Below are 20,863 nucleotides of genomic sequence, written 5' to 3'. Positions count from 1 at the left end.
CGAAGGACTAAGCACCAAAATTTCATGCCGTAGTTGATGCGCTCTGAAACCCACTTCAATTCGAATTAACGGGGGATGAAGCTCATGACTCTGTCCAGGGCTTTATTGGAAATTGCTGATTGTGATTTAGATAACATAAAGTTAACCTTATTCATAAATAATGTTAATTTTATGTCATTCATCACTTAAATTGCTCTGATATAATTTCTGCTAGGTAGATAAAAGGGGATAAATTGTTGAAAAATGAGCGACATGGAAAAATAAAGTAAAGCATCCCCCCACTTGATATACAGCAGTGAAGGATTATTCGCTGTATGGAAGTAGCTTTTAGCACATGGTGATATAAAAAATGATGAAATAGGAGATTTTAATCCATACGGGGATTAGCTCAGTTATCAAGCGAGTAAACATGCGAATACATAATTTTATAGTAGGAGTGTGAGATATGAAAAAAACATTATTGGCTTGTATGATCATAATGCTGATGTTAGCATCAGCTTGTGGAAAGGTTGAAATGACTTCAAGTTCGAATACATCTAGTGAGCCAAAACCTGAAGCAAAGGAGTCTACCAGTCCAGCTAGCACCTCCGAGTATTGTTCGCAAGGACGTGTAAAATTGGATAGTGAAACTGAAAAATTTATTTACGGAACTTGGAAAGTTAAGAAGCACCTTGGGTTTGCAAATTCTTATAATGATGCTTCTGAATATCCAACAGGGCAAAAATTTATCGGGGATGACCTTATAATCGAAAAAGACCTTTTTTCATCTAAAGGACTTAAAAACTATAGTGATTATCAATATGAGCTGAAGAATCCATTATATGAAATTACATCAACATGCGATAACGCTGACGCATTTTATAGACTATATAAAATAGATATGCCGGATCTGAATGCTAATGATGTAGTAAAAGCCATCGATATAAGTGATCCATCAACAAAGCTCAGTATACCTGTTAGCGTAAGTTTCTTTGTTGTTAATAACGATAGGCTGATCTTATTATCAGAGGGGACTATTTTTGAGCTTGAAAAAACGGATGACTAGATGAGTTTGCTTGTGGTAATAAATTTTGTGATAAAACAAGAAAGGTCAGCCATAAAGGCTGACCTTTCTTGTTTGTGTTGTAAGACGATTGAACTATAGTGTATATACTGGATATTTATGAGTATAACCCGAGCCTTTACAGAATAGTTCAGCTTCTTCATTTCTACGTCTTTGCAAACTTCTATCATATGAAAATGCTTTACTTACTAGTTTAGAACAATTGTCAAGTTCCTGAGTTGAACGTGGCCCTTGGAAAGATGGGTAGATTAGCGTGTATGCAAGCAGAGCTTTTACATCATCGGTACTAAGCACACCAGAGCCTGCATTAAAAGTAAGCGAAACAAGTGCATCAAACTGATTTTGTGAAAGGGACATACCTGCAGGAAGTGCCACTTTATTTACGGCAGCTACAGCACTTGCAGTATCATTGGTGAAAAATGTATTTGCCTGAGACTGAGTAATTGGAGAAGTATAACTGAGTCCCAAAGATTTTGATAGAGCGTCAGCTTGTGCTTGGGTTAAAGTTGTATTTGCTGTGTATGTTTTAGACTTTGTTATCAGATGTCCATATCCAACTGTTGGAAAACCTTTTGGATCGGCATAGAATTTTAAGTTAAGTCCCTCATGCCCTTTCATAAAAGTTGCTCCATTAGCGCTTAGATTTGCCATAATAAATCACTCCTAAAGTTATTTTATTAGTTATGAGAGCAATAAGGAGGAATCATAGCCAGAACAACCATTCCCAAGTTTTCTGCAATGCCGTATTGCCTTCACATATATATAAAGAGAAATGAGTCTCTTTTTTTTACAACCACTCTCCTAATTTTATTTCAATGCACTAATATCAAAAGTTTGTACCATCTCAATAATCAGCGGGGACTTGTCGCAAGGAGGCTTTGATCTTTGGTATAAAAGATTCTAGGATATGTAATGTTGCCTCCTGATCGTGGTGTGGCTGTGCTTGTACTAAAAGTTCGGACAACATATTATCACCGCTTTACGTTTTTTGTATTTCATTCTTCAAGGCATTAATGGCATCGCTTAGATCAGATATTTTTTTCGCCCTGTCAACTAGTGAATATTATCCTTTGAAAAGTTGTTGTGCCGCAGGTGGGGCAATCGGTGTATTAACCGGCTGGCTTCTTCTGGACGAAGTGATTCGCAATTACGTCTATGCGGGTGGGCTATGCATATTCCTGGGGATCTTTCTGGTAAACTGGACTGGACGAACGAATAAAAAGGAAGCATCATTCAAATAAGCATTTTGCATAAATGCTGAAATATAAAATATTCATGCCTGATTTTCGGCGATGCCCCGTGCATCGTTTTTTTATAATATCAACAAGGATCAATTCTACTGATGTAAGGACGTGCGCCCAATGATTTCTGCCGAACTAAAAGAACAATATTACCATGCTCTGGTTGCCAAGGATTCGGAATATGAAGGTTTATTCTACGTCGGAGTCAAGACGACTGGCGTATTCTGCCGGCCTACTTGCCCTGCGCGAAAGCCAAAATTCGAAAACTGTGAATTCTATGAGACGGCGCAGCAGGCCCTGCTTGCTTCGTATCGCCCTTGCCAACGTTGCCGCCCCTTATCTCATCCCAATCAGGTATCAGATGTGGTTCGCGTATTGGTAGAAGCTGTGGAGAGCAATCCCGAGAAACGCTGGAAGGGACAGGACTTCAAGGCATTATCCATCGACGAATCCACGGCCAGACGTCAGTTCAAGAAGCGATTTGGCATGACCTTTGTGGAGTATGCCCGCGCCCGCCGCATGGGGCTGGCCCTGAAAAATATTCGCTCCGGTCATACAGTCATTGATGCCCAGCTGTCTACCGGTTACGAGTCAGGCAGCGGGTTCCGGGATGCCTTCTCGCGAATCATGGGCGCAGCGCCTACGCAAGTAGATGAAGAACATGTATTGAAAGCGTCCTGGATCGACACACGTCTCGGACCCATGATGGCTGTAGCTGATGAGAAAGCATTATATCTGCTTGAATTTGTGGATCGCAGAGGTCTGGAACGTGAGGTCGAACGGTTGCGCAAACGGACGAAGTCGGCCATTGTACCTGGGATTACAGAGCCGATTCGTTCAATTGAACGGGAAGTTGCGCAGTATTTCGAAGGGACATTAACTTCATTCCGCACCCCGTTGTTCTGTTTAGGAACACCATTTCAGAAGAGCGTCTGGGAGCAGCTGATAGCGATCCCTGCGGGGGAAACAAGGTCATATCAGGATATTGCCAATACACTGGGTAAACCAACGGCATGCCGAGCGGTAGCACAGGCCAACGGAGCGAATCAGCTTGCCATTGTCATTCCATGTCACCGTGTAATCAATTCAAGTGGTGAATTGGGCGGATACGGCGGTGGGCTGACGCGCAAAAACTGGCTTTTAACGCATGAGAAGCAGAATACCTGAGTACCCAAGAGACCCAAGAGAAAAGAACGTCAAGTATTGTGGTGAGGAATACAGCTATCTAACGAAGGAGAGAAACCATATGAGTACCCTAAAGGAAAAAGCGTCGATGTTCCAACAATCCCATGTGACAGGGAAGCCATTGGTTCTGGTCAATGTATGGGATGCCGGGAGTGCACTTGCCATCCAATCTGCTGGAGCAACAGCAATCGCTACGGGAAGCTGGTCCGTAGCGGCCGCACATGGTGAACAAGATGGAGAAGTGATGCCGTTCCATCTGGTGCTCGCCAATCTGGCGCGGATCACCAAGAGCATCGAACTCCCTGTAACGATCGATATTGAGGGAGGGTATGGCAGGTCTGCGTCAGAAGTGAAGGGAAATGTAAGCCAAGTGATCCATCACGGTGCCGTGGGAATCAATATCGAAGATCAGCTTCCCGGCGGAGGCGGGCTGTACGCTGTGGAGGAGCAATGTCTGCGGCTTTCCGCCGCACGGGAAGCCGCCGAGTTAGCTGACATTCCACTATTCATTAACGCGCGTACGGATATCTTTCTGCAAAATGGGCCTGAACGACATAATGATGCTCTTTTGGAGGAAGCGCTTATCCGTTCAAACGCTTATGCTGAAGCTGGAGCCAGCGGACTGTTCGTTCCAGGCCTACAGAATCAACAACTAATTCAGGAATTGTGTGAACGTTCGTCGCTTCCGGTCAACGTGATGGTTACATCCCATGAGCCTTCACCGAAACAACTTGCCGGGCTGGGTGTGGCGCGCGTAAGTTATGGGCCTTATCCTTATCTGCAAGCGATGGAACATTTGAAAGAGCTGGGACGAAGCATTCTGATGGGTAGTTCCCGAACCAACATAAGCGATCATCTATGATGTGAATCCTCAAACAGGTGCTAGACTGCACCTGTTTATTGATGTTTATTCCTTTTCACCTATGTTATAATCACCACTATTGAACATGTACAGGAGGCACATATGCTTAACGTTGAACAAAAGCTTGAAGTGCTACAATCGTATCCCCAACTGCAACGCAAAGATGTTTCTCTCGGTCGTGTTAACTTCCACTACGAAGACAGTGCGTATGAGAAAAAGATCGTTGCTCTGCATATTCATCCTAACGGTAACGGTTATATCTATGCAGGGCTACTGCCTAACTATGAGACCGATAATAAAGGATTCGTCAATATTCGTGATTACTCCGAAGCAGCTCTGCGCACATTGTTAGATGAAACGATCAAAGCGATGTCTTACAATCCCAACGCTGTAGAATCAAATGAGCCAGAACAAGCAAAGACTGTTCCTACATTGGTTACAACCTCTACTGGTGGCGGAACATGGATCGATGAAGATGGACATACACTTACTTTAAAATATGAAGATGACATGTGGTATGTATATTCCGGCCTTAATCTGGATATGGCTTTCGAATCTCGCAGCGAAGCTGGCGAGTATCTCAAAGACGAAGGATTCAAACCACAGGCCCAGGCTTAACTCAACCAAACTCATTTGGGATGCACAAAGATTCACCAAGATGACACAAAAAAACACGAGGCATATTCGCACTCGTGTTTTTTGTTCACAATGGATCATTGTCTGGGTTCCTTCATATAACAGTTTCCCATCAGTCTTTTTTGCCTTTCATGGAAACCGGTACGTTCTTCATCATGGGATAAGTGCTCAGAAGCAGAGCACCTCCGACGGCTCCCAGAGCAGTGAACAATGCGATGAGATTGACATTCGTAAACCACTGTACCCACATACTCAGATCGGATAGCACAAATACCAGCGTGACGATCAAGCTAACCCCAAAGAACAGGACGAAAAAATTGCGCATCCCCAATCTAATCCAACAAACAGTTGAGAAGATGGATAGCCCCAGCACCAGAAAACCAATCATCAGATCGATCCATAGATAGGAAAAAAAATGATATTCGCTTGAATACAGCATGCCTGGTTGATAAAAGGTTACGTCAAGCATTCCATATTCATGGAGAAGATGCGTTATAAGATAGATTACATTCAGTATCGTAATGGTACTTACGACCATCCATAGCGAAATCACATAGAAGGATTTCATGAACTGTATTCGTGTACTCCCCATACCTATCGCAACCGGAAACAACGTGATGATCCCCGCGATTGCAAAAGCACAGATCCCTCCGTACATCGGACCAAATAATTGCGTCGTATACGTCACATCAAATATGAATCCAATGGCCAGATAGACGACAGTAAGCATAAGGGTGATGAAGGAGAAGATCATTAAATACCAGCGCATATCCTCCAGAATCAGTCGATTCGTACCTTTCATTGCGTTCATCGCTTAACCCCCTCTTGATTACGAGTCCTGTTAACCAAATAATCCTGTAATGTCGCCTTTTCAATAGAAAGCCCCTGTGCATGAGCAATGTCCTTCCACGCTTTAGAGTAGGGCTCATCAATCATCACTTTCACAGTCGACCCCATTTGGGAGGATTCTATGACCTTCACGTCTGCTGTTACTCGGTTGATATCATCTATTCTCCCTGTTAGAAGAACTCCTTTTTCACGCATCTCTTCCATCGGCTGATTAAATAATACTTCCCCTGCTTTCAGAACAATAAGGGACTCACACAAAGGCTGAATCTCCTCAATATGATGGCTTGATATTAGAATTAAACGCGGGTTATCTTCATAAGTCTCCAGTAAAGCATTGTAGAAATATTTGCGTTTCTCGGCATCGAGTCCGTTGGTTGGCTCATCCAGAATCGTTACCCTTGCATTACTGGCCAGACCCAGTATCATCTGGGCGGCGGTCTTCATGCCTTTTGAGAATTTGCTGATCTTCTTCTTGACTGGCAATTCGAACCTATCGATTAATTGCTCCGCAAAGGTCTGATTCCACTGAGGATGGAAGTATTGGCCGAATCGAACCATGTCGTTGATCGTCCAATTCCTACCCAGGGGATGGTTCTCCTGGATATAACACAAGTTCTCCTGCGCAGCCAAATTGTTGTATGGGTTCTGGCCCATCACACGAATGGTTCCCGCATCAGGCCTGTTATGACCTGCGAGCAGACTCATAAGGGTTGTCTTGCCTGCGCCGTTTCTCCCCCACATTGCACTGATGATCGGCTCACTCTCATGTAAAGTCACATCTCTTAGCACCGGCGTCTGTTGATAGCTGTAGGTCACCTGCTCGATCTGAATCATAATTCACTCTCCTTATCCTTTTTGCCCCGGATCAAATCAATAATCATGTCTTCATTCATGTGGATGCGTCTGGCCTCTTCAAGTAACGGCTTGATATATTCTTCGTAGAAATGCTGTTTTCGTTCAACAAGCAATGCTTCCCTGGCTCCCTTCGCAACAAACATGCCAACACCCCGCTGTTTGTATATAATCCCCTTGTCCACGAGCTCCTGTAGTCCTTTACGGGCTGTGGCTGGATTGATATTGTAAAAGCGAGACAGTTCATTGGTTGAGGGAACCTGTTCCTCCACCTTTAATCTGCCATCCACAATGTCATCCATAATCATCATGGCGATCTGATGAAAAATAGGCTGAGATTCATCCAAAGTCGATTTCATGCGATTCCAACTTTCATTCAATGGTTAATTAGTTAGTCGGTTAGTTACTCATGTGACTAACTATAGTATACAGAAACCAAATTGTAAATAGGCGAAGCATTAATTGATTATTTTTTTTATTTTGGCTCGATTGTATTGATTAATAAGGCCGTCGAGAACTACAGATTGCTGGATAACTTCAGGATGAAGCAGGCTGTCGTATTCTGACTGCAAGCGGTAAAGCTGTTGTCTGGCCTCTTCGATCTGTGACATCAACTCCAGGCAATCCATAACACCCCTCCTTTTTGTCATATTTTAGTTTATTATGCCAATCGATAGGACGCAAGGGGTACGACATACTTTTTCTTCCACCAGACGCAAAAAAAGACGCCTCTGAATGAATATTCAGAAGCGCCCCTTACCCATTTTTTAAGTTCCGAATCCGTGATCAGCAGTTCTCATAATTGCGGGGTCTGGAACTTCCTTGCCTGAGACAGGTTCCGTAGCAGGAGCTACAATGTAAATAACAATACTACATGTAGCTATCAGCAAAGCCAACTTTCTCTTCATTGAGTTTCTGCACCTCACTAATGATCATTTTGTATTGCTGTTTCGCCGTCTCAGTTGCAAACTCCCTATACTGCTCAAACAGTCCGACACCTCTAAGCATACCTCGTCCACTGCTAATTTCAATAGAGAATCTTAAACTATCCAGAACAAATTCTATTCCCGTGGAATAATCGTCTTTCTTTAGATAATACGCACCCAAATCCACTAATAGACGTAGATATCGATCATCTGTAACCTGTCTGCTGACCTTTCCAATCCGGTTACTCTGTTCCTGGTACGTAAAGTAAGATCCGTATTGTTCAAGCACGTCATCAATATTCTCATCATAACGGATCGCAGCAGTCACAATATCACAAAGTGCTGGAAAAATCTCATTTTCTTTCGTTGAGATATAACTCAGATATTCAGGCAAAACTTCAAACTGTCCGCTCATTAATTGATATATATAACGGTTGCCCTCAGCCCATTCCTGAAACTGATTCATGACGACCATTTCATCTTTATCGGGATTCTTCACCCAACTGTTATCAGTATACAAAGATACATATTTAAGTGCGCCTGGATAGTCTTTAAGTTGATAACACGCACTTCCTGAAGCCAAATAGGAATACAGAATGTAGAAGACAATAGGTCTTTTCGTTTCTTCTTGTTTTCTTCTCCCATTCAACTCATAATGGATGGTCGCTTTCACCCGTAACTTCTCGGCCAGCTCCTGAACTTTATTCCATCTGTGCAGTGCACCAAAGGCATTTATCAGTTCATTGAGCGCATCCAGCTGGTAACGTTCATCCAGTCGATCCACATAGTATTCGAATTGAGCGGCAATGATCAGATTTCGTTGCTGATCATTGGTCAGTCCCAGTCTGAACAGTCGATACTGACACAGCGCAAGCCGTTCGGAGTGCTGCATTTTCTCACTTTCGGCTATCGTTTCATATAGTAGAACGGCTGGTTCGAATTTACCTGCATGGTAGAATTCTTCAGCCAGATCAAATAACAAAGGAATATAAGATAGATTATCCATCATCAAGCGGATAACCTCTTCAATACAGTTCAATTTATTCAACTCAGCACAACGATGAAGGAATGGTCCCAGTCTTCGCCAGTCAGGGGTAGCATGGACAAAACACTCATCTATGTACAATTCATAGAAGTAACCTTCTTCAAGTCTCATAGCTGAAGTGATTCGATCCAGCTGCTGCATCGCAATCGGACGATTCTTGTTCAAAATATTGCTCAGCGTACCCGAGTTAATTCCTGACGTTTCCGAAAAAAGACTAATGGACATCTGCTCACGCTTCAGATAACTTTCTAAATGATCGCGTATCGTGGTTGTCGGCTCCAAACTAACACCACCCTCCAAAATAAAAAACCATAAACAGGATTAACGGTATGCAAAAGTAATTATATGTAATAATTAAGCAAGGGTCAATAAGATAAATTCAACTAATTTGTATTAATTACAAAAAAATCCTTTTGATGAAGCAGAGGCCCTATCCTTATTTTATACCGGGAACGGACAAGCATCAAATAAAGGATAAAATAAAAACACGAGCGGCATATACGCTCGTGTTTTACATGCAATACAGCAGGTTGATCTGCTATACATATTGATTTTGGTTTAAGGCAGCACATTGCCAGCTGCACGATAAATTTCGTACCACTCCTGGCGTGAAAGGTGAACATCGCCAGCTTTGATGCAATCCTGCAAACGCTGGATATTCATCGTACCTGTTACTGGCTGCATGTGCGCCGGGTGACGCAGCAACCAGGCAATAGCGATGGTCGTGTTGCTCACTTCATATTTTGCAGCAATCTCGTCGATCTTCGCATTCAGTTCCGGGAACTTATCACTACCCAGGAATACCCCTTCGAAGAATCCGTATTGGAACGGGGACCACGGTTGAATCGTGATATCGTGCAGACGGCAATAATCGAGTATACCACCATCACGGTTAACCGCGGCATCATTTTCCATGTTCACGTTGATTCCACTGTCAATCATCGTGGTATTGGTAATACTCATCTGCAACTGGTTGGCTACCAGTGGCTGTTTAACGTATTTTTTCAACAGTTCGATCTGGTTCGGGTTCTGGTTGGATACCCCGAAGTGACGAACCTTGCCTTCACGTTCCAATTGGTCAAAGGCTTCTGCCACTTCTTCCGGCTCAACCAATGTGTCCGGACGATGCAGCAACAGAACATCAAGATAATCGGTTTTCAAGCGTTGCAGAATGCCATCCACCGAATTCAAGATGTGCTCTTTCGAGAAATCAAACATGCCTTTGCGGATACCGCATTTGGACTGAAGAATCATATTTTCACGAACCTGGGGATTCATCTGTACAGCCTCTGCAAAGATCTCCTCACACGCTCCGTTTCCATAAATATCAGCATGATCGAAGAAGTTCGCGCCTGCTTCCATCGCCGAATGAACAAAATGTTCAGCTTCTTTGCTGCTTAATGAATTAATTCGCATGCAGCCAACGGCTACAACTGGTATTTCAAGTTCGCTGCTGCCCAGTTTAATTGTTCTCAAGATGCTTTCCCTCCATATTCGGATAGTATTGTATACCTGTGCCCAACATCATTGCCTGCTGGTATATACTTATCTTCCATCTATGATTGTGACACAGAACTGCAATCGTTTTCAATGGAATTATAGAACTCTTATATGGAATAATGAAGGTTTTTTTATTCACCGCTTCCCCACTTATATTTCTTCCGGGACAATCACTTCAATATGCCGAGGCAATACACGGATTCGAATGGGCAGAGAAGGCCCTTCCTCCCCGTCCACATTCGTACGGATGGCTTCCGTGGAGCGGACGTGTACTTCTTTTGCCGTAAAGTAATCCACATCCTTATGGTTCTTCAGATTGCCAAACAGCAAGGACGTTCCGAGAGTAACCGTATTGAAGACGTTCATGCTCCGAATCACAAAACAATGAATTAACCCATCATCCACCGCTGCTTCCGGGGATAATTTCTCAAAACCTCCGACCGAATTGGTCAGCGCCGCGAGAAAAAGTGGAGATTCTCCTTCCCAGAACTGCCCGTCATACTCAATAGTTAGTGGCTTGGCGGTTGTGTTCATCAGGTCTTTTAAGCCTTCTTTCATATAAGCGAATGAACCCAGCCTCGACTTTTCTTCCGATGATACTGAGAACAACGCCTCTGCCAATGAACCGGCTGCCACCACGTTGGCAAACAGACGATCATTAACTTTACCCAAATCCACCCTATGGATCTGATCCGAACGCAACTGCCGAATGGCTTCCTCCGGGTCAAGCGAGATATTCAGCGCACGCGCAAAATCATTCACCGTGCCCAGTGGCACCACACCCAGTCTGGGACGATGTTCCTGATCCATCATGCCGTTTATCGTCTCATGCAAGGTCCCATCCCCACCGATAGAAACAACGAGGTCACAACCATCTTTGCAGGCACTCAGACAGAAGTTCGTCGCATCACCTTCTCCGGCCGTCTCGTTGACCGCTACTTCATACTGCACTGATTCAAGAATTTCTTGCACTTGGGACACATATTGCTGAGCCTCTTCCTTGCCTGACGATGGATTGCTAATGATCATGGCTTGACGCATACCCGCATCTTCTCCTCCAAATGGCATTCTTTACTTCATCTATACCCTAACTGCCCTCATGTTGAATAGGTTATGGGGAAGTTGTACGATTTTTTTGAAAAAGATGGCTGGAAAAGTGCAGTGTAAGGTTCATATCATATAGAATAGAAGTATAGTTATCCGCTCGTCGTGAATTTCTTGTTCCTTTTACCTGATGATGGGTTAATAACTATAGATGTGTTTATCTATTCTATCTGTCCATATCGTAACTATAATATTTTATCAACATAAATGGGTACTCACAAAGTACATAAGAACAGTACATTTACCTATCCTCAAAATCGGAATCGGAGGGAATTCATGCAATGAGAAGAATGACTCTACTATTTCTAGTCTTTATCCTGAGTCTCGGGGTGGCTGGGCAAGCGATGGCCTATACCGCATCAGACTTGGGCGAAGGAATGATCAAAGATCCTGCACTGGAGAACGGACTGAAGCTGATTCTGAACAAACCGATAGATTCCCCTCTAACCTCATCTGATCTGGAGCAGCTAAACGTCGTGGATCTGAGCAATGCAGGCATTCAAAGCCTGGCTGGTCTGGAATACGCCACGAATCTGACTCACCTCCGGCTATATGGCAATGAGATTGAAGATCTGACACCGCTGGAGCATCTGACTCAGCTTCGCGAGGTTGACGTTCGCAATAATTACATTACATCCATTGATGCTCTGGCTGAACTAAAAGACCTGGGACGGCTGTTTATCAGCAACAACTCCATTTCTTCCATAGACGTTGTACGTGGATTCACCAGACTACATACGTTTCACGCCAGCGGAAACCAGATTACCAGTCTCACCGCGCTGGCAGATGCAAATGATCTGCAATGGCTCGAAATCTCCAATAATGCGATAACCGATCTGACACCACTAGGGGATAAAAGGAAGCTTCACCAGCTCAACGTGGCCAACAATCACATCCACACACTGGATGTACTGGCTGATCTGCCAAATACACTTCAGAAGCTGAATGTGGCAGGCAATCAGATTACCGATCTGATGCCTCTGGAGCATATGACACGTCTGCGGACACTCGACTTCTCCGGGAATCAGGTTCAACACCTGACGCCTCTGGAAGAATTGGTAGATTTGAGGGAACTTAATGCGGAGTCCAATCAGATCTATGATCTGGAACCGTTACGACAGCTGTCCAAGCTGGAGGTGCTGAAACTGTCTAACAACCGGGTGTGGGATCTGACACCCATTGCAGGTTTTACTTTTACAAGAAATAACACTGCCCATACCATAACGGACATCTCGGCCTCCACCTCCTTATCCTCCGGTACCCAGACTTCAGTCTCCGAACCGGAACCTGCCGGACTAACGGTACAAAATAACTATTTAGATGTTGCGAACGGCAGCGACACGATGCACCTTCTGAACCAGATGAATGTACGGGAGCAGAAACGCACCCCACAAGGGAGATTTCAGCGGCTGATTGAAGGGTCTACAACGGCTTACGTCGGGGATCGTGCTTATGCGCTGGAGGCTGCGCCTTTTATCGATGAAGGTCGGACCTATGTACCGCTCCGATTTGTCTCCGAACAGTTGAACGCCAGCGTAAACTGGAATCCGGATACACAGGAGGTTCAGATTGCGCAGAATGATACATCGGTCCGGTGGACAGTAGGCGACAAACACGTGGTTGTAAACGATAGGCTTGCAATGAACGATGCACCCCTATTGATGAAGGATGGAAAGGCGTTTGTCCCGGTACGTTTTATTTCGGAGCAATTCAATACAACAGTTGGTTATATCGGAAACAGCAAAACGATTTTGATCTTCGAAAATAAAGCGCAAGACGAGAGTGTGCAACCTTAATTAAGCAAAGCATGATCAAGCACCAAGCACTTATCTCAATGTACCATTCAATTCATAAGCCATCCCTGTAGATTGCTACATGCACAGCGAAGTCCCCGTCTGAACATCAGCGGGGATTTTTGGTGAGCATTAAACGGGATACGAGCACGCGCGCACGGGGAATGCGATTGTTTAATCGAAAAAACGGATACTGCCCATCGTCTGCCTGTATTCACTGGGACTCATGCCAGTCCATCTTCTGAACTGCCGGCTAAAATGCGCAAGACTGGAATATCCGAGCATCGCAGCAACCCGAGTGAGGTTCAGATCAGGTTGATGTATCAGCTGCTTGGCCTCGTGAAGTTTCAGTTCGGACAAATATCTGCGCGGGGAGATGCCATATACTTTCTGAAACGTCTCCAGTGCATAACCAGGACTGATTTGAAGCGAAGCAGCGATCTCTTCCATCCGAACCTGCTTGTCCCCCAGCCCTTCCCGCTGGATATTACCGGCATTGAACTGACCCTTGATGGCCTCGGCAATCAGCGTTGCATAATGGGCCACAGTAGGCGATACGGCTTCTTGGGAACGGGAGGAACTCTGCTCTGCCAATATCGCTAAAATCTCCAGCAAACCAGCCTGCATGCGGAACAAATCCGACGTTGTATATTCTTCTTTATCCTGAAGCAGGTCCACCCATTTCATCATGACCTCCGTCAATCGATGGTTATCCTCGCCGCCACATGGGAACAGCATCTGCACACGTCTACTCATCTCTTGGCGAAACAGAACCTCATCTACATTGAAATGGGCAATAAAGTAGGTCAGCCCCTGCTCCTGATTACATTCATTGGTATGTTTGCAGCCAGGCGGGATAAGCAATATATCTCCTGCTTGGAGATCATATCGGATGTTCTCCAGTATCGTCGTCTGCGACCCTTCCAGAATCAGTATCAATTCGAAGGCCAAATGTGATTCAAGCGGCACTTGCCATCCTTGCTTCACCTTCTGCATGTGAGCACCAAACAGCTTGACGTTCCAGTCCGTCGCAGGCAGCCATCGGCTCTCCGGAGATAGATAAGAACGATATGGTTCTGGGATGATCATGAATTTCACCACCTTGGATTAGGGCAAATTTTACGCGGTTCAGCGTATCTTCTTTTGCAACAGGTCTTGATATACTGACTGTACATCATACCTGAGATTCAAGCGAGGAGGAAATTCCAATGTCCCTGACGTTACATGGTTATTCCACCACACCAGATCATTCGTGGAAAGAGATTTCTTATACACTTACAAATGAAAACGCTAACTTAAAGCTCACAGGTGAACAGCATCAGCTTGTTGAAGGATTTGGCGGTTGTTTCAATGAGCTTGGTTATATGGCGCTGTCCCACTTGAATGAGGAACAGCGCCATGACGTATTTCATTCCCTCTTCCATCCGGAGGGAGATCAGAAATTCAGCATCTGCCGCCTGCCCATTGGCGCGAGTGATTATGCAGAGCAATGGTATAGTCACAATGAGGTGGACGGTGACGTGGCAATGGAACATTTTTCGATCGAGCGCGACTTCAAATATCTGATTCCATACATCAAAGAGGCCCTGACCTACAATCCGAATCTGCAATTCTTCGCCTCGCCGTGGAGCCCGCCAACCTGGATGAAATCGCCGAAAGCCTATAACTACGGAACGCTGCGCTGGGAAAAGGATATTCTGGAAGCGTATGCGCTGTATTTCGTCAAATTTGTACAGGCTTACCAGGACGCTGGCATTACGATCCATCAGGTCCATGTACAAAACGAAGTCATCGCGGATCAGAAATTCCCTTCCTGCATGTGGACTGGTGAGCAGCTGCGTGAGTTTATCGCCGATTACCTGGGGCCTGCTTTTGACGAGCATGGTCTGGACACGGAAATCTGGCTGGGAACGATCAATGCACCTGATCCATGGGAAGAATTGATCAAGAAGAAAACGAATGATTTCGACGAATATGCCGGACTGGTGCTTAGTGATCCCAAAGCGTACGCCTATATCAAGGGAGTCGGTTATCAATGGGCAGGCAAAAACGCCATTCAACGTACAGCCGCAAGTTACCCGGAGCTTCGTTACATGCAGACCGAGAATGAGTGCGGTGATGGCAATAACTCTTGGAACTATGCCAAGTATGTATTCAATCTATATCAGCATTATTTCAGCAATGGAGTGAATGCATACATTTACTGGAACATGGTTCTGGAGCCAAAAGGCCGCAGCACGTGGGGATGGGAGCAAAACTCCATGATTACAGTAGATCCGGATGCCAAAGGAACCATACGGAATCCCGAGTATTATGTGATGAAACATTTTGCTCATGATGTCGTTCCTGGTGCGCGAAGAGTAGGATTGTCTGGAGCCTGGAGCGGCAAAGCAGTCGCTTTCCGCAACCCGGACAATATTCTCGTCATTGTCATCAACAACCCGTTCAAGGACAGACGTGACCTGCATCTGGCATATGAAGGGCAGACACTCCGGTTCGAGTTGGAAGCTGATTCCTTCAACAGTATTGTCATTCCGTCCTAGTCAAGACGTATTAAAAAATAGCGCTCTGACCGCTACTTGATCTGCGGAACAGGCGCTATTTTTTGGATACAAGTGATAGCAGGAAGAACGTGATTATTATGCTGCTTAAGGATTGTTAGCCAGATAGTTTCTCAGCCACTGCATTGCTGGACGCTCTGTACCATTGCTGTTCACCAGATGGGAACCTGCTTGCCAGGTTTGATTCTGGTTGTACCCCCACAGCGTCACACCTTTAACAGCGGAATGCTTCCATAGTACAGGGAACTTCTGTTGGTAACGTTGTAATTGGGTATTGTCATCACCCGTCATGTCCAGTTCGGATACATAAATCGGCAGACCGGTCGCCGCCAGCTTGTTCAATACGGTATTCATTGTGCTTACGGAAACGTTATCCATATTAAAGTAATGGGCCTGAATACCAATCCCGTCAACAAGGCCTCTGCTTTTCAGGATATTGATAATCTGTATATATTGATCCGCTTTAGCCGGATCACCGATGATGCCGTATTCATTGATCAGCAATTTGGAATTGGGAAAGGCTTGTCTCGCCTGTTCGAAAGACCAAATGACCCAATCCCAGCCCGTTGCTCCATCCCCTCCAATGGCGTTGCGATAGGAAGGCTTGGCATGCAGCGGCTCATTGACTACATCCACAAATGCGGCTTTAGGGTAACGTTGTCCCGCTGCTTTTATCCACTGTGTCACTTCAGCCTTCTGATCAGCAGCCGAAAGACTGTTTATCCATCCTGGCTGCTGATTTCCCCACACCAAAGTATGGAACTTGAAAGGAAATCCATTATTGACGGCATGATTGTATGCCATGTCTGCCTGAGACCAGTTCATGACGTTGCGTGTACCCTCAACCGCATCCCATTTGGTTGAATTCTCGGGTGTCACCTGATTCCAGTAGGGATTAAAATTGGAAGGCACACTGCTTGCGATGATATTCCCTAGAAATTTGCTGCCTTTCGCCAAACCGGCACTCACACTGCCCACGGCTACTGATGCAGCAAGTACACCCACTAAAGCGAGCGAACCCACCGTTTTGAACCATTTGGACTTAAACAATGTATTTCCTCCTTTAAAAGTATAATAGTTGACCATATGGTAAGCGCTTACAATTTCATTTTACTGGATATATTTGTAATTATCCATGTAAAAAGTATAGCTTATCCCTCAATAATTATAGGTATTGGATAGTGATTATATTTAGCGAACCAAAGATCATTCCACTTTATTATATTTACAAATCTATAAATCTAGATATAATGTAATGCAGAGAACCTGATTTTTTAGCGATCATTAATATAAGATAAGGAGGTATTTATTCAACTTATTGTATCTATTTTTCTATATATATAAATATAAAATCAATTGGAGGTCTACTTTTTAAAATGAAATCACAACAGGTTAACCCGCTGCTCATCCTCATTCTGGCATTGGGTGTATTCGCCATCATCACTACAGAAGTAGGCATTATAGGTGTCCTGCCCCTGATTACGCAGAAATTCAACATCACCGCTGCACAGGCTGGATGGCTGGTAAGTATTTTCGCTCTGGTCGTTGCCGTGTCCGGCCCTTTCCTGACTTTACTCGTATCCGGTATCAATCGTAAAACCATATTGTTAACGGCTGTGCTGTTGTTTGCCATTTCCAACGTAGTCTATGCCTACACAACCCGATTCGACATGATGTTCATCTTTCGGATTATCCCGGCCATCTTTCATCCCGTCTTCTTCTCTGTTGCTCTCGTCACGGGTGCCAAACTGGTCCCAGCGGAAAAGAGCAGTCAGGCGGTTGCCAAAGTGTTTACCGGCATCACCGCTGGCTTTGCATTCGGCGTACCCCTAACTTCCTATCTTGCGGATCGCTTCTCACTGGAGACTGCGTTCTGGTTCGGTGCAGTAGTCAGTATGATCGCTTTCGTCGGTATATGGATTTGGCTGCCTTCGATGCCTGTGAAAGAAAAGATGTCTTATGGCAAACAGATCGGTATTTTGCGTAAACCTGCGCTGTGGTTGAACATTGCCACCGTCGTTTTTATTTTTGCAGCCATGTTCTCCGTGTACAGTTATTTCGCCGAATATCTTGGGCAAGTCACTCATATGGGCGGTTCCTGGATTAGTGTAATGCTCTTGGTCTTTGGCGTCATTATGATTGCCGGGAATTTGGTGTTTGGACAGCTTCTGCATCGGAATATTCCGAGGACAGTTCTCCTTTTCCCAGTGCTATACATGGCAGCTTATTTACTCGTTTATTATGCAGGCTCCTACTTCACCCCGATGATCCTTATGGTGTTTGTCTGGGGTGCCATTCACTCTGGTGGTCTGATTGTCAGTCAAACTTGGCTAACAACGGAGTCTCGGGAAGCACCGGAATTCGGAAATAGCCTCTTTGTCTCTTTCTCTAATCTGGGGATTACCCTCGGTACCTCCATTGGCGGCTGGTTCATTGCCCAACTTGGAATTCATCAGGTTATCTGGAGCGGGATGATGTTTGGTTTGCTTGCTTTGGTGTCTATCGTTGTCAAAATAAAATTCTTCACCTCTCGTAGTCATAGTTCAATTGAGACGCTTTAAGAGTTAAGGAGCCCGTTGTTCTGGAGCAAAGTGCTCTCTTCCATAACGAGAAAATCCCTTCTTCATCAGTAACATGCTCATACTGAAGTGCCAAGCGTCATATACAATCAATTATGATTTGGGTGTTGTTGAGGAAGAAGTTTAAACATATAAAGAGACGTGTAGAGACTACTCTAATCATTTCCAGTGAATTCCTCTCGAATGATCCAGAGTAGTCTCTTTTATTTGTCATTTTGTGGTTTACATTTACCAAATGTTTATCTAGTATTAACTCCAATGACACCTATCTTTACATAACACTAGATAACAAGGGAGATTACAACATGCGCAAATTTTCACCGAAACGATTCGCCGGATGGCCCTTATCATTCCTCCTATGTGCCTCCATCCTCTTTGCCCCCTTCGCTTCCACGTCAGCTCAGGCTGCTGAAGCAGACAAGGAAACCAAGATTACGTTGCTGGGAACATCGGACATTCACGGCCGATTCATGCCATGGGACTACGCTCTGGACGGTCCGAATCCGACAGGAAGCATGACGCAGTTGTACTCGATCGTGAAAAAGGTGCGTGCTGAGAATCCGAATACGATTTTGCTGGATGCAGGCGACATGATTCAGGACAACTCGGCTGAACTGTTCAACGATCAACCTCAATCTCCCATGATGGTCGCAATGAACGAAATGAAATATGACGCATGGGTTATGGGAAATCATGAATTTAACTTTGGATTGGACGTATTAGAGAAGATTTCCTCACAGTTCAAGGGACAACCCTTGGTAGGTAACATTTTCAAAGAAAACGGCGACCGCTACATGCCTGCCTATACGATTATTGAGAAAGACGGTATCAAGGTTGGCATCATCGGAATGAACACACCCATGATTACCGAGTTCGAAAAAGGGACGGATCACCTGGACGGTATCATTGTCAAAGACCCTGTGGAAGAGACCAAGAAGGCTATCGCCGAGCTGAAAGGCAAAGTGGACGTCATGGTTGGACTCATGCATATGGGACTGGACAACGAGAACGGGAACCCGGGAACCGGGGTCACGGATATCGCCAATGCCAACCCGGAGCTGGCTGCCATTTTTGCCGGACACATGCATACACTAATTGAATCGCAAACGGTAAACGGCGTATTGATCTCCGAGCCGAACAAATATGGTTCACACATTTCACGGATTGACCTCACGTTTGCCAAAGAAGGCGACAAGGTTGTACTGAAAAGCAAGGAAGCTCAGGCACTCGCTGTAAAAGCAGCTGATGGCTCTTATGAAGTGTCCGATCCCGGACTGGAAAATACACTGCATCCGTTCCATGAGTTCGCTCGTGCCGATGCCAACATTGAAGTGGCTGAACTGAAAGGAACCAACCTGGTACCGGCAGATGAGATCAAAGGCATTCCTGCCGTGCAGATTCAGGAGACACCACTCTCGGGCTTCTTCACCGAGGTCATGCTGCATTATAGCGATGCCGACGTTGTCGCGCACCAGATTGATAACGATAAAGCCAAGCTGGACGTTGGACCGATCAAGAAAAAGGATATTGCGTTCAACTACCAATACACCTTCGGTGAAGTAACCGTATATGAAGTGACCGGACGTGATCTGAAGGATTACATGGAATGGTCTGCGGGATATTTTAACTCCACACGCCCTGGCGATGTGACGATCAGTTTTGATCCGAAACGACGTGCATCCAAATACAGCACCGACGATTTCTTCGGCGGGGTGACGTATGAAATTGACCTGACCAAGCCTTACGGCAGTCGGATTAAGAACCTCAAGTACAGCAATGGCACAGTGGTTAAAGAAGACGATACACTCAAGCTCGGCATGAATGCTTACCGGATGGAAGCGCTGATTGCCAAAGGTGGCGCTCTGGAAGGACGTAAGTTCAAACCGTTATGGTCCTCCAAGGATGCTTCGGCATTCGGCGAGATACAAGGTACGATCCGTAATCTGTCGATTGCTTATCTGAAAGATGTGATGAAAGGCGTCTACGAACCGAAGATCCAGCACAACTGGAAGATCACCGGTGTGGATCTGACAGCACCTGCACGTGCAGATATCGTAGAATTGATCAACGATGGCATTATGACCGTTCCGACAACGGAAGATGGCAAGTATACCAATATTGCGTCCATTAATATTTTGGATGCGGTGACTGAAGAAGAAATGACTGCACTTGCCACCAAAGTAAACGTGAGTATAGCGAAATTGTCTGGCGCGAAAACCAAAGGTGAGTTCTATCAAGAGCTGAATAAAGCTCGCAAGGCTTCCACTGGCAGTGGTGAGGAAGAGACGACTACACCTGAGAAGCCTACAACACCAACGGTACCTAAACCGACACCAGACACATCGAAACCCGGCAAACCATCGACATCACCAGGTGCAAGTAAACCAGGTACAGTCGTTAAAGGTAAACAAGCCAAGGTTACTGCAGCCTACCTGAACGTGCGTTCCAGCTCATCATCCAAAGCCAAAGTAATTACTGCCGTACCGAAAGGCACCGTCCTTGAGGTGATCAGTACCGATAAGTATGGTTGGGTAAAAGTGAAACTGGATGGTCGCATAGCTTATGTCTACGGTAAATATGTAAACATGCTGCCTTAACTTTAACAGCTCTATATATTGAGGAAATGGCCTGCATCGCCAGAAATCGAAAAAACCAACTCAGCCTGTT

Annotated in this window: 18 protein-coding genes; 8 read left to right on the top strand and 10 right to left on the bottom strand. The window is 45.0% G+C overall.

Going from position 1 to position 20,863, the window contains the following annotated elements; all coding sequences use genetic code 11:
* The first annotated feature begins 445 nt into the window (after window positions 1-445).
* Window positions 446-1,045, top strand: a complete 600-nt coding sequence (locus ACFTRD_RS21230; protein WP_379383477.1) for a hypothetical protein — start codon at window positions 446-448, stop codon at window positions 1,043-1,045.
* A 93-nt stretch (window positions 1,046-1,138) separates the two neighbouring features.
* Here the strand turns inward: ACFTRD_RS21230 and ACFTRD_RS21225 are convergent, their stop codons facing one another.
* A complete protein-coding gene (locus ACFTRD_RS21225) occupies window positions 1,139-1,714 on the bottom strand; it encodes a lysozyme (protein WP_379383475.1) in 576 nt (191 codons plus the stop codon).
* A 710-nt stretch (window positions 1,715-2,424) separates the two neighbouring features.
* Between ACFTRD_RS21225 and ACFTRD_RS21220 the strand changes: the two genes are divergently transcribed.
* The 3 genes from ACFTRD_RS21220 to ACFTRD_RS21210 all read left to right on the top strand — a co-directional run bounded on the left by ACFTRD_RS21220 (window position 2,425) and on the right by ACFTRD_RS21210 (window position 4,969).
* Window positions 2,425-3,471: a bifunctional transcriptional activator/DNA repair enzyme AdaA gene (locus ACFTRD_RS21220; RefSeq protein ID WP_379383473.1), complete on the top strand. Its 1,047-nt coding sequence runs from the start codon at window positions 2,425-2,427 to the stop codon at window positions 3,469-3,471.
* 79 nt (window positions 3,472-3,550) lie between these two features.
* Window positions 3,551-4,351, top strand: a complete 801-nt coding sequence (locus ACFTRD_RS21215; RefSeq protein ID WP_379383471.1) for an isocitrate lyase/PEP mutase family protein — start codon at window positions 3,551-3,553, stop codon at window positions 4,349-4,351.
* A 102-nt stretch (window positions 4,352-4,453) separates the two neighbouring features.
* Window positions 4,454-4,969, top strand: a complete 516-nt coding sequence (locus ACFTRD_RS21210; RefSeq protein ID WP_379383469.1) for a hypothetical protein — start codon at window positions 4,454-4,456, stop codon at window positions 4,967-4,969.
* Between the two features lie 130 nt (window positions 4,970-5,099).
* On the opposite strand, the gene ACFTRD_RS21205 is transcribed toward ACFTRD_RS21210, so the two are convergent.
* From ACFTRD_RS21205 to ACFTRD_RS21175, 7 genes are all read right to left on the bottom strand, one after another.
* Window positions 5,100-5,798, bottom strand: coding sequence for a hypothetical protein (locus ACFTRD_RS21205; protein ID WP_379383467.1), 699 nt, complete (start codon window positions 5,796-5,798; stop codon window positions 5,100-5,102).
* On the bottom strand, window positions 5,795-6,670 hold the full coding sequence (locus ACFTRD_RS21200) for an ATP-binding cassette domain-containing protein (RefSeq protein ID WP_379383466.1): 876 nt from the start codon (window positions 6,668-6,670) through the stop codon (window positions 5,795-5,797). The genes ACFTRD_RS21205 and ACFTRD_RS21200 overlap by 4 nt, the downstream gene beginning before the upstream one ends.
* Window positions 6,667-7,047: a GntR family transcriptional regulator gene (locus tag ACFTRD_RS21195; RefSeq protein ID WP_379383465.1), complete on the bottom strand. Its 381-nt coding sequence runs from the start codon at window positions 7,045-7,047 to the stop codon at window positions 6,667-6,669. Before ACFTRD_RS21195 ends, ACFTRD_RS21200 begins: the two co-directional genes overlap by 4 nt.
* A 99-nt stretch (window positions 7,048-7,146) precedes the next feature.
* Window positions 7,147-7,317 carry an aspartyl-phosphate phosphatase Spo0E family protein gene (locus ACFTRD_RS21190; protein WP_192271942.1) on the bottom strand — a complete coding sequence of 57 codons (171 nt, stop codon included), beginning with the start codon at window positions 7,315-7,317 and terminating at the stop codon, window positions 7,147-7,149.
* A 241-nt stretch (window positions 7,318-7,558) separates the two neighbouring features.
* Complete coding sequence (locus ACFTRD_RS21185; protein ID WP_379383463.1) at window positions 7,559-8,941, bottom strand: transcriptional regulator; 1,383 nt, start codon at window positions 8,939-8,941, stop codon at window positions 7,559-7,561.
* Window positions 8,942-9,217: 276 nt separating this feature from the next.
* The gene (locus ACFTRD_RS21180) at window positions 9,218-10,135 is read right to left on the bottom strand and encodes an aldo/keto reductase (protein ID WP_379383461.1); all 918 of its coding nucleotides are present in this window, start codon (window positions 10,133-10,135) and stop codon (window positions 9,218-9,220) included.
* 174 nt (window positions 10,136-10,309) lie between these two features.
* On the bottom strand, window positions 10,310-11,200 hold the full coding sequence (locus ACFTRD_RS21175; protein WP_379383459.1) for a diacylglycerol/lipid kinase family protein: 891 nt from the start codon (window positions 11,198-11,200) through the stop codon (window positions 10,310-10,312).
* 344 nt (window positions 11,201-11,544) lie between these two features.
* On the opposite strand from ACFTRD_RS21175, the gene ACFTRD_RS21170 reads away from it, so the two are divergent.
* Window positions 11,545-13,059: a leucine-rich repeat domain-containing protein gene (locus tag ACFTRD_RS21170; RefSeq protein ID WP_379383458.1), complete on the top strand. Its 1,515-nt coding sequence runs from the start codon at window positions 11,545-11,547 to the stop codon at window positions 13,057-13,059.
* Between the two features lie 171 nt (window positions 13,060-13,230).
* Here ACFTRD_RS21170 and ACFTRD_RS21165 read toward each other — a convergent pair whose 3' ends face one another.
* Entirely contained in the window at window positions 13,231-14,145 is a 915-nt protein-coding gene (locus ACFTRD_RS21165; protein ID WP_379383456.1) for an AraC family transcriptional regulator, read from the bottom strand.
* 119 nt (window positions 14,146-14,264) lie between these two features.
* Between ACFTRD_RS21165 and ACFTRD_RS21160 the strand changes: the two genes are divergently transcribed.
* A complete protein-coding gene (locus ACFTRD_RS21160; protein WP_379383454.1) occupies window positions 14,265-15,599 on the top strand; it encodes a glycoside hydrolase family 30 protein in 1,335 nt (444 codons plus the stop codon).
* 105 nt (window positions 15,600-15,704) lie between these two features.
* On the opposite strand, the gene ACFTRD_RS21155 is transcribed toward ACFTRD_RS21160, so the two are convergent.
* Window positions 15,705-16,703 (bottom strand): endo-1,4-beta-xylanase, encoded by a 999-nt coding sequence (locus ACFTRD_RS21155; RefSeq protein WP_379383452.1) that lies wholly within the window; start codon window positions 16,701-16,703, stop codon window positions 15,705-15,707.
* A 290-nt stretch (window positions 16,704-16,993) separates the two neighbouring features.
* Between ACFTRD_RS21155 and ACFTRD_RS21150 the strand changes: the two genes are divergently transcribed.
* Window positions 16,994-18,178, top strand: a complete 1,185-nt coding sequence (locus ACFTRD_RS21150; protein ID WP_379383450.1) for an MFS transporter — start codon at window positions 16,994-16,996, stop codon at window positions 18,176-18,178.
* Window positions 18,179-18,501: 323 nt separating this feature from the next.
* Window positions 18,502-20,793: a 5'-nucleotidase C-terminal domain-containing protein gene (locus tag ACFTRD_RS21145; RefSeq protein ID WP_379383448.1), complete on the top strand. Its 2,292-nt coding sequence runs from the start codon at window positions 18,502-18,504 to the stop codon at window positions 20,791-20,793.
* Window positions 20,794-20,863: the final 70 nt, after the last annotated feature.

Source organism: Paenibacillus sp. NPDC056933 (assembly GCF_042674385.1).
Taxonomy (GTDB): Bacteria; Bacillota; Bacilli; order Paenibacillales; family Paenibacillaceae; genus Paenibacillus.
The sequence above is the reverse complement of the archived record's forward strand: the minus strand, read 5'-3'. Positions and strand labels throughout refer to the sequence as shown.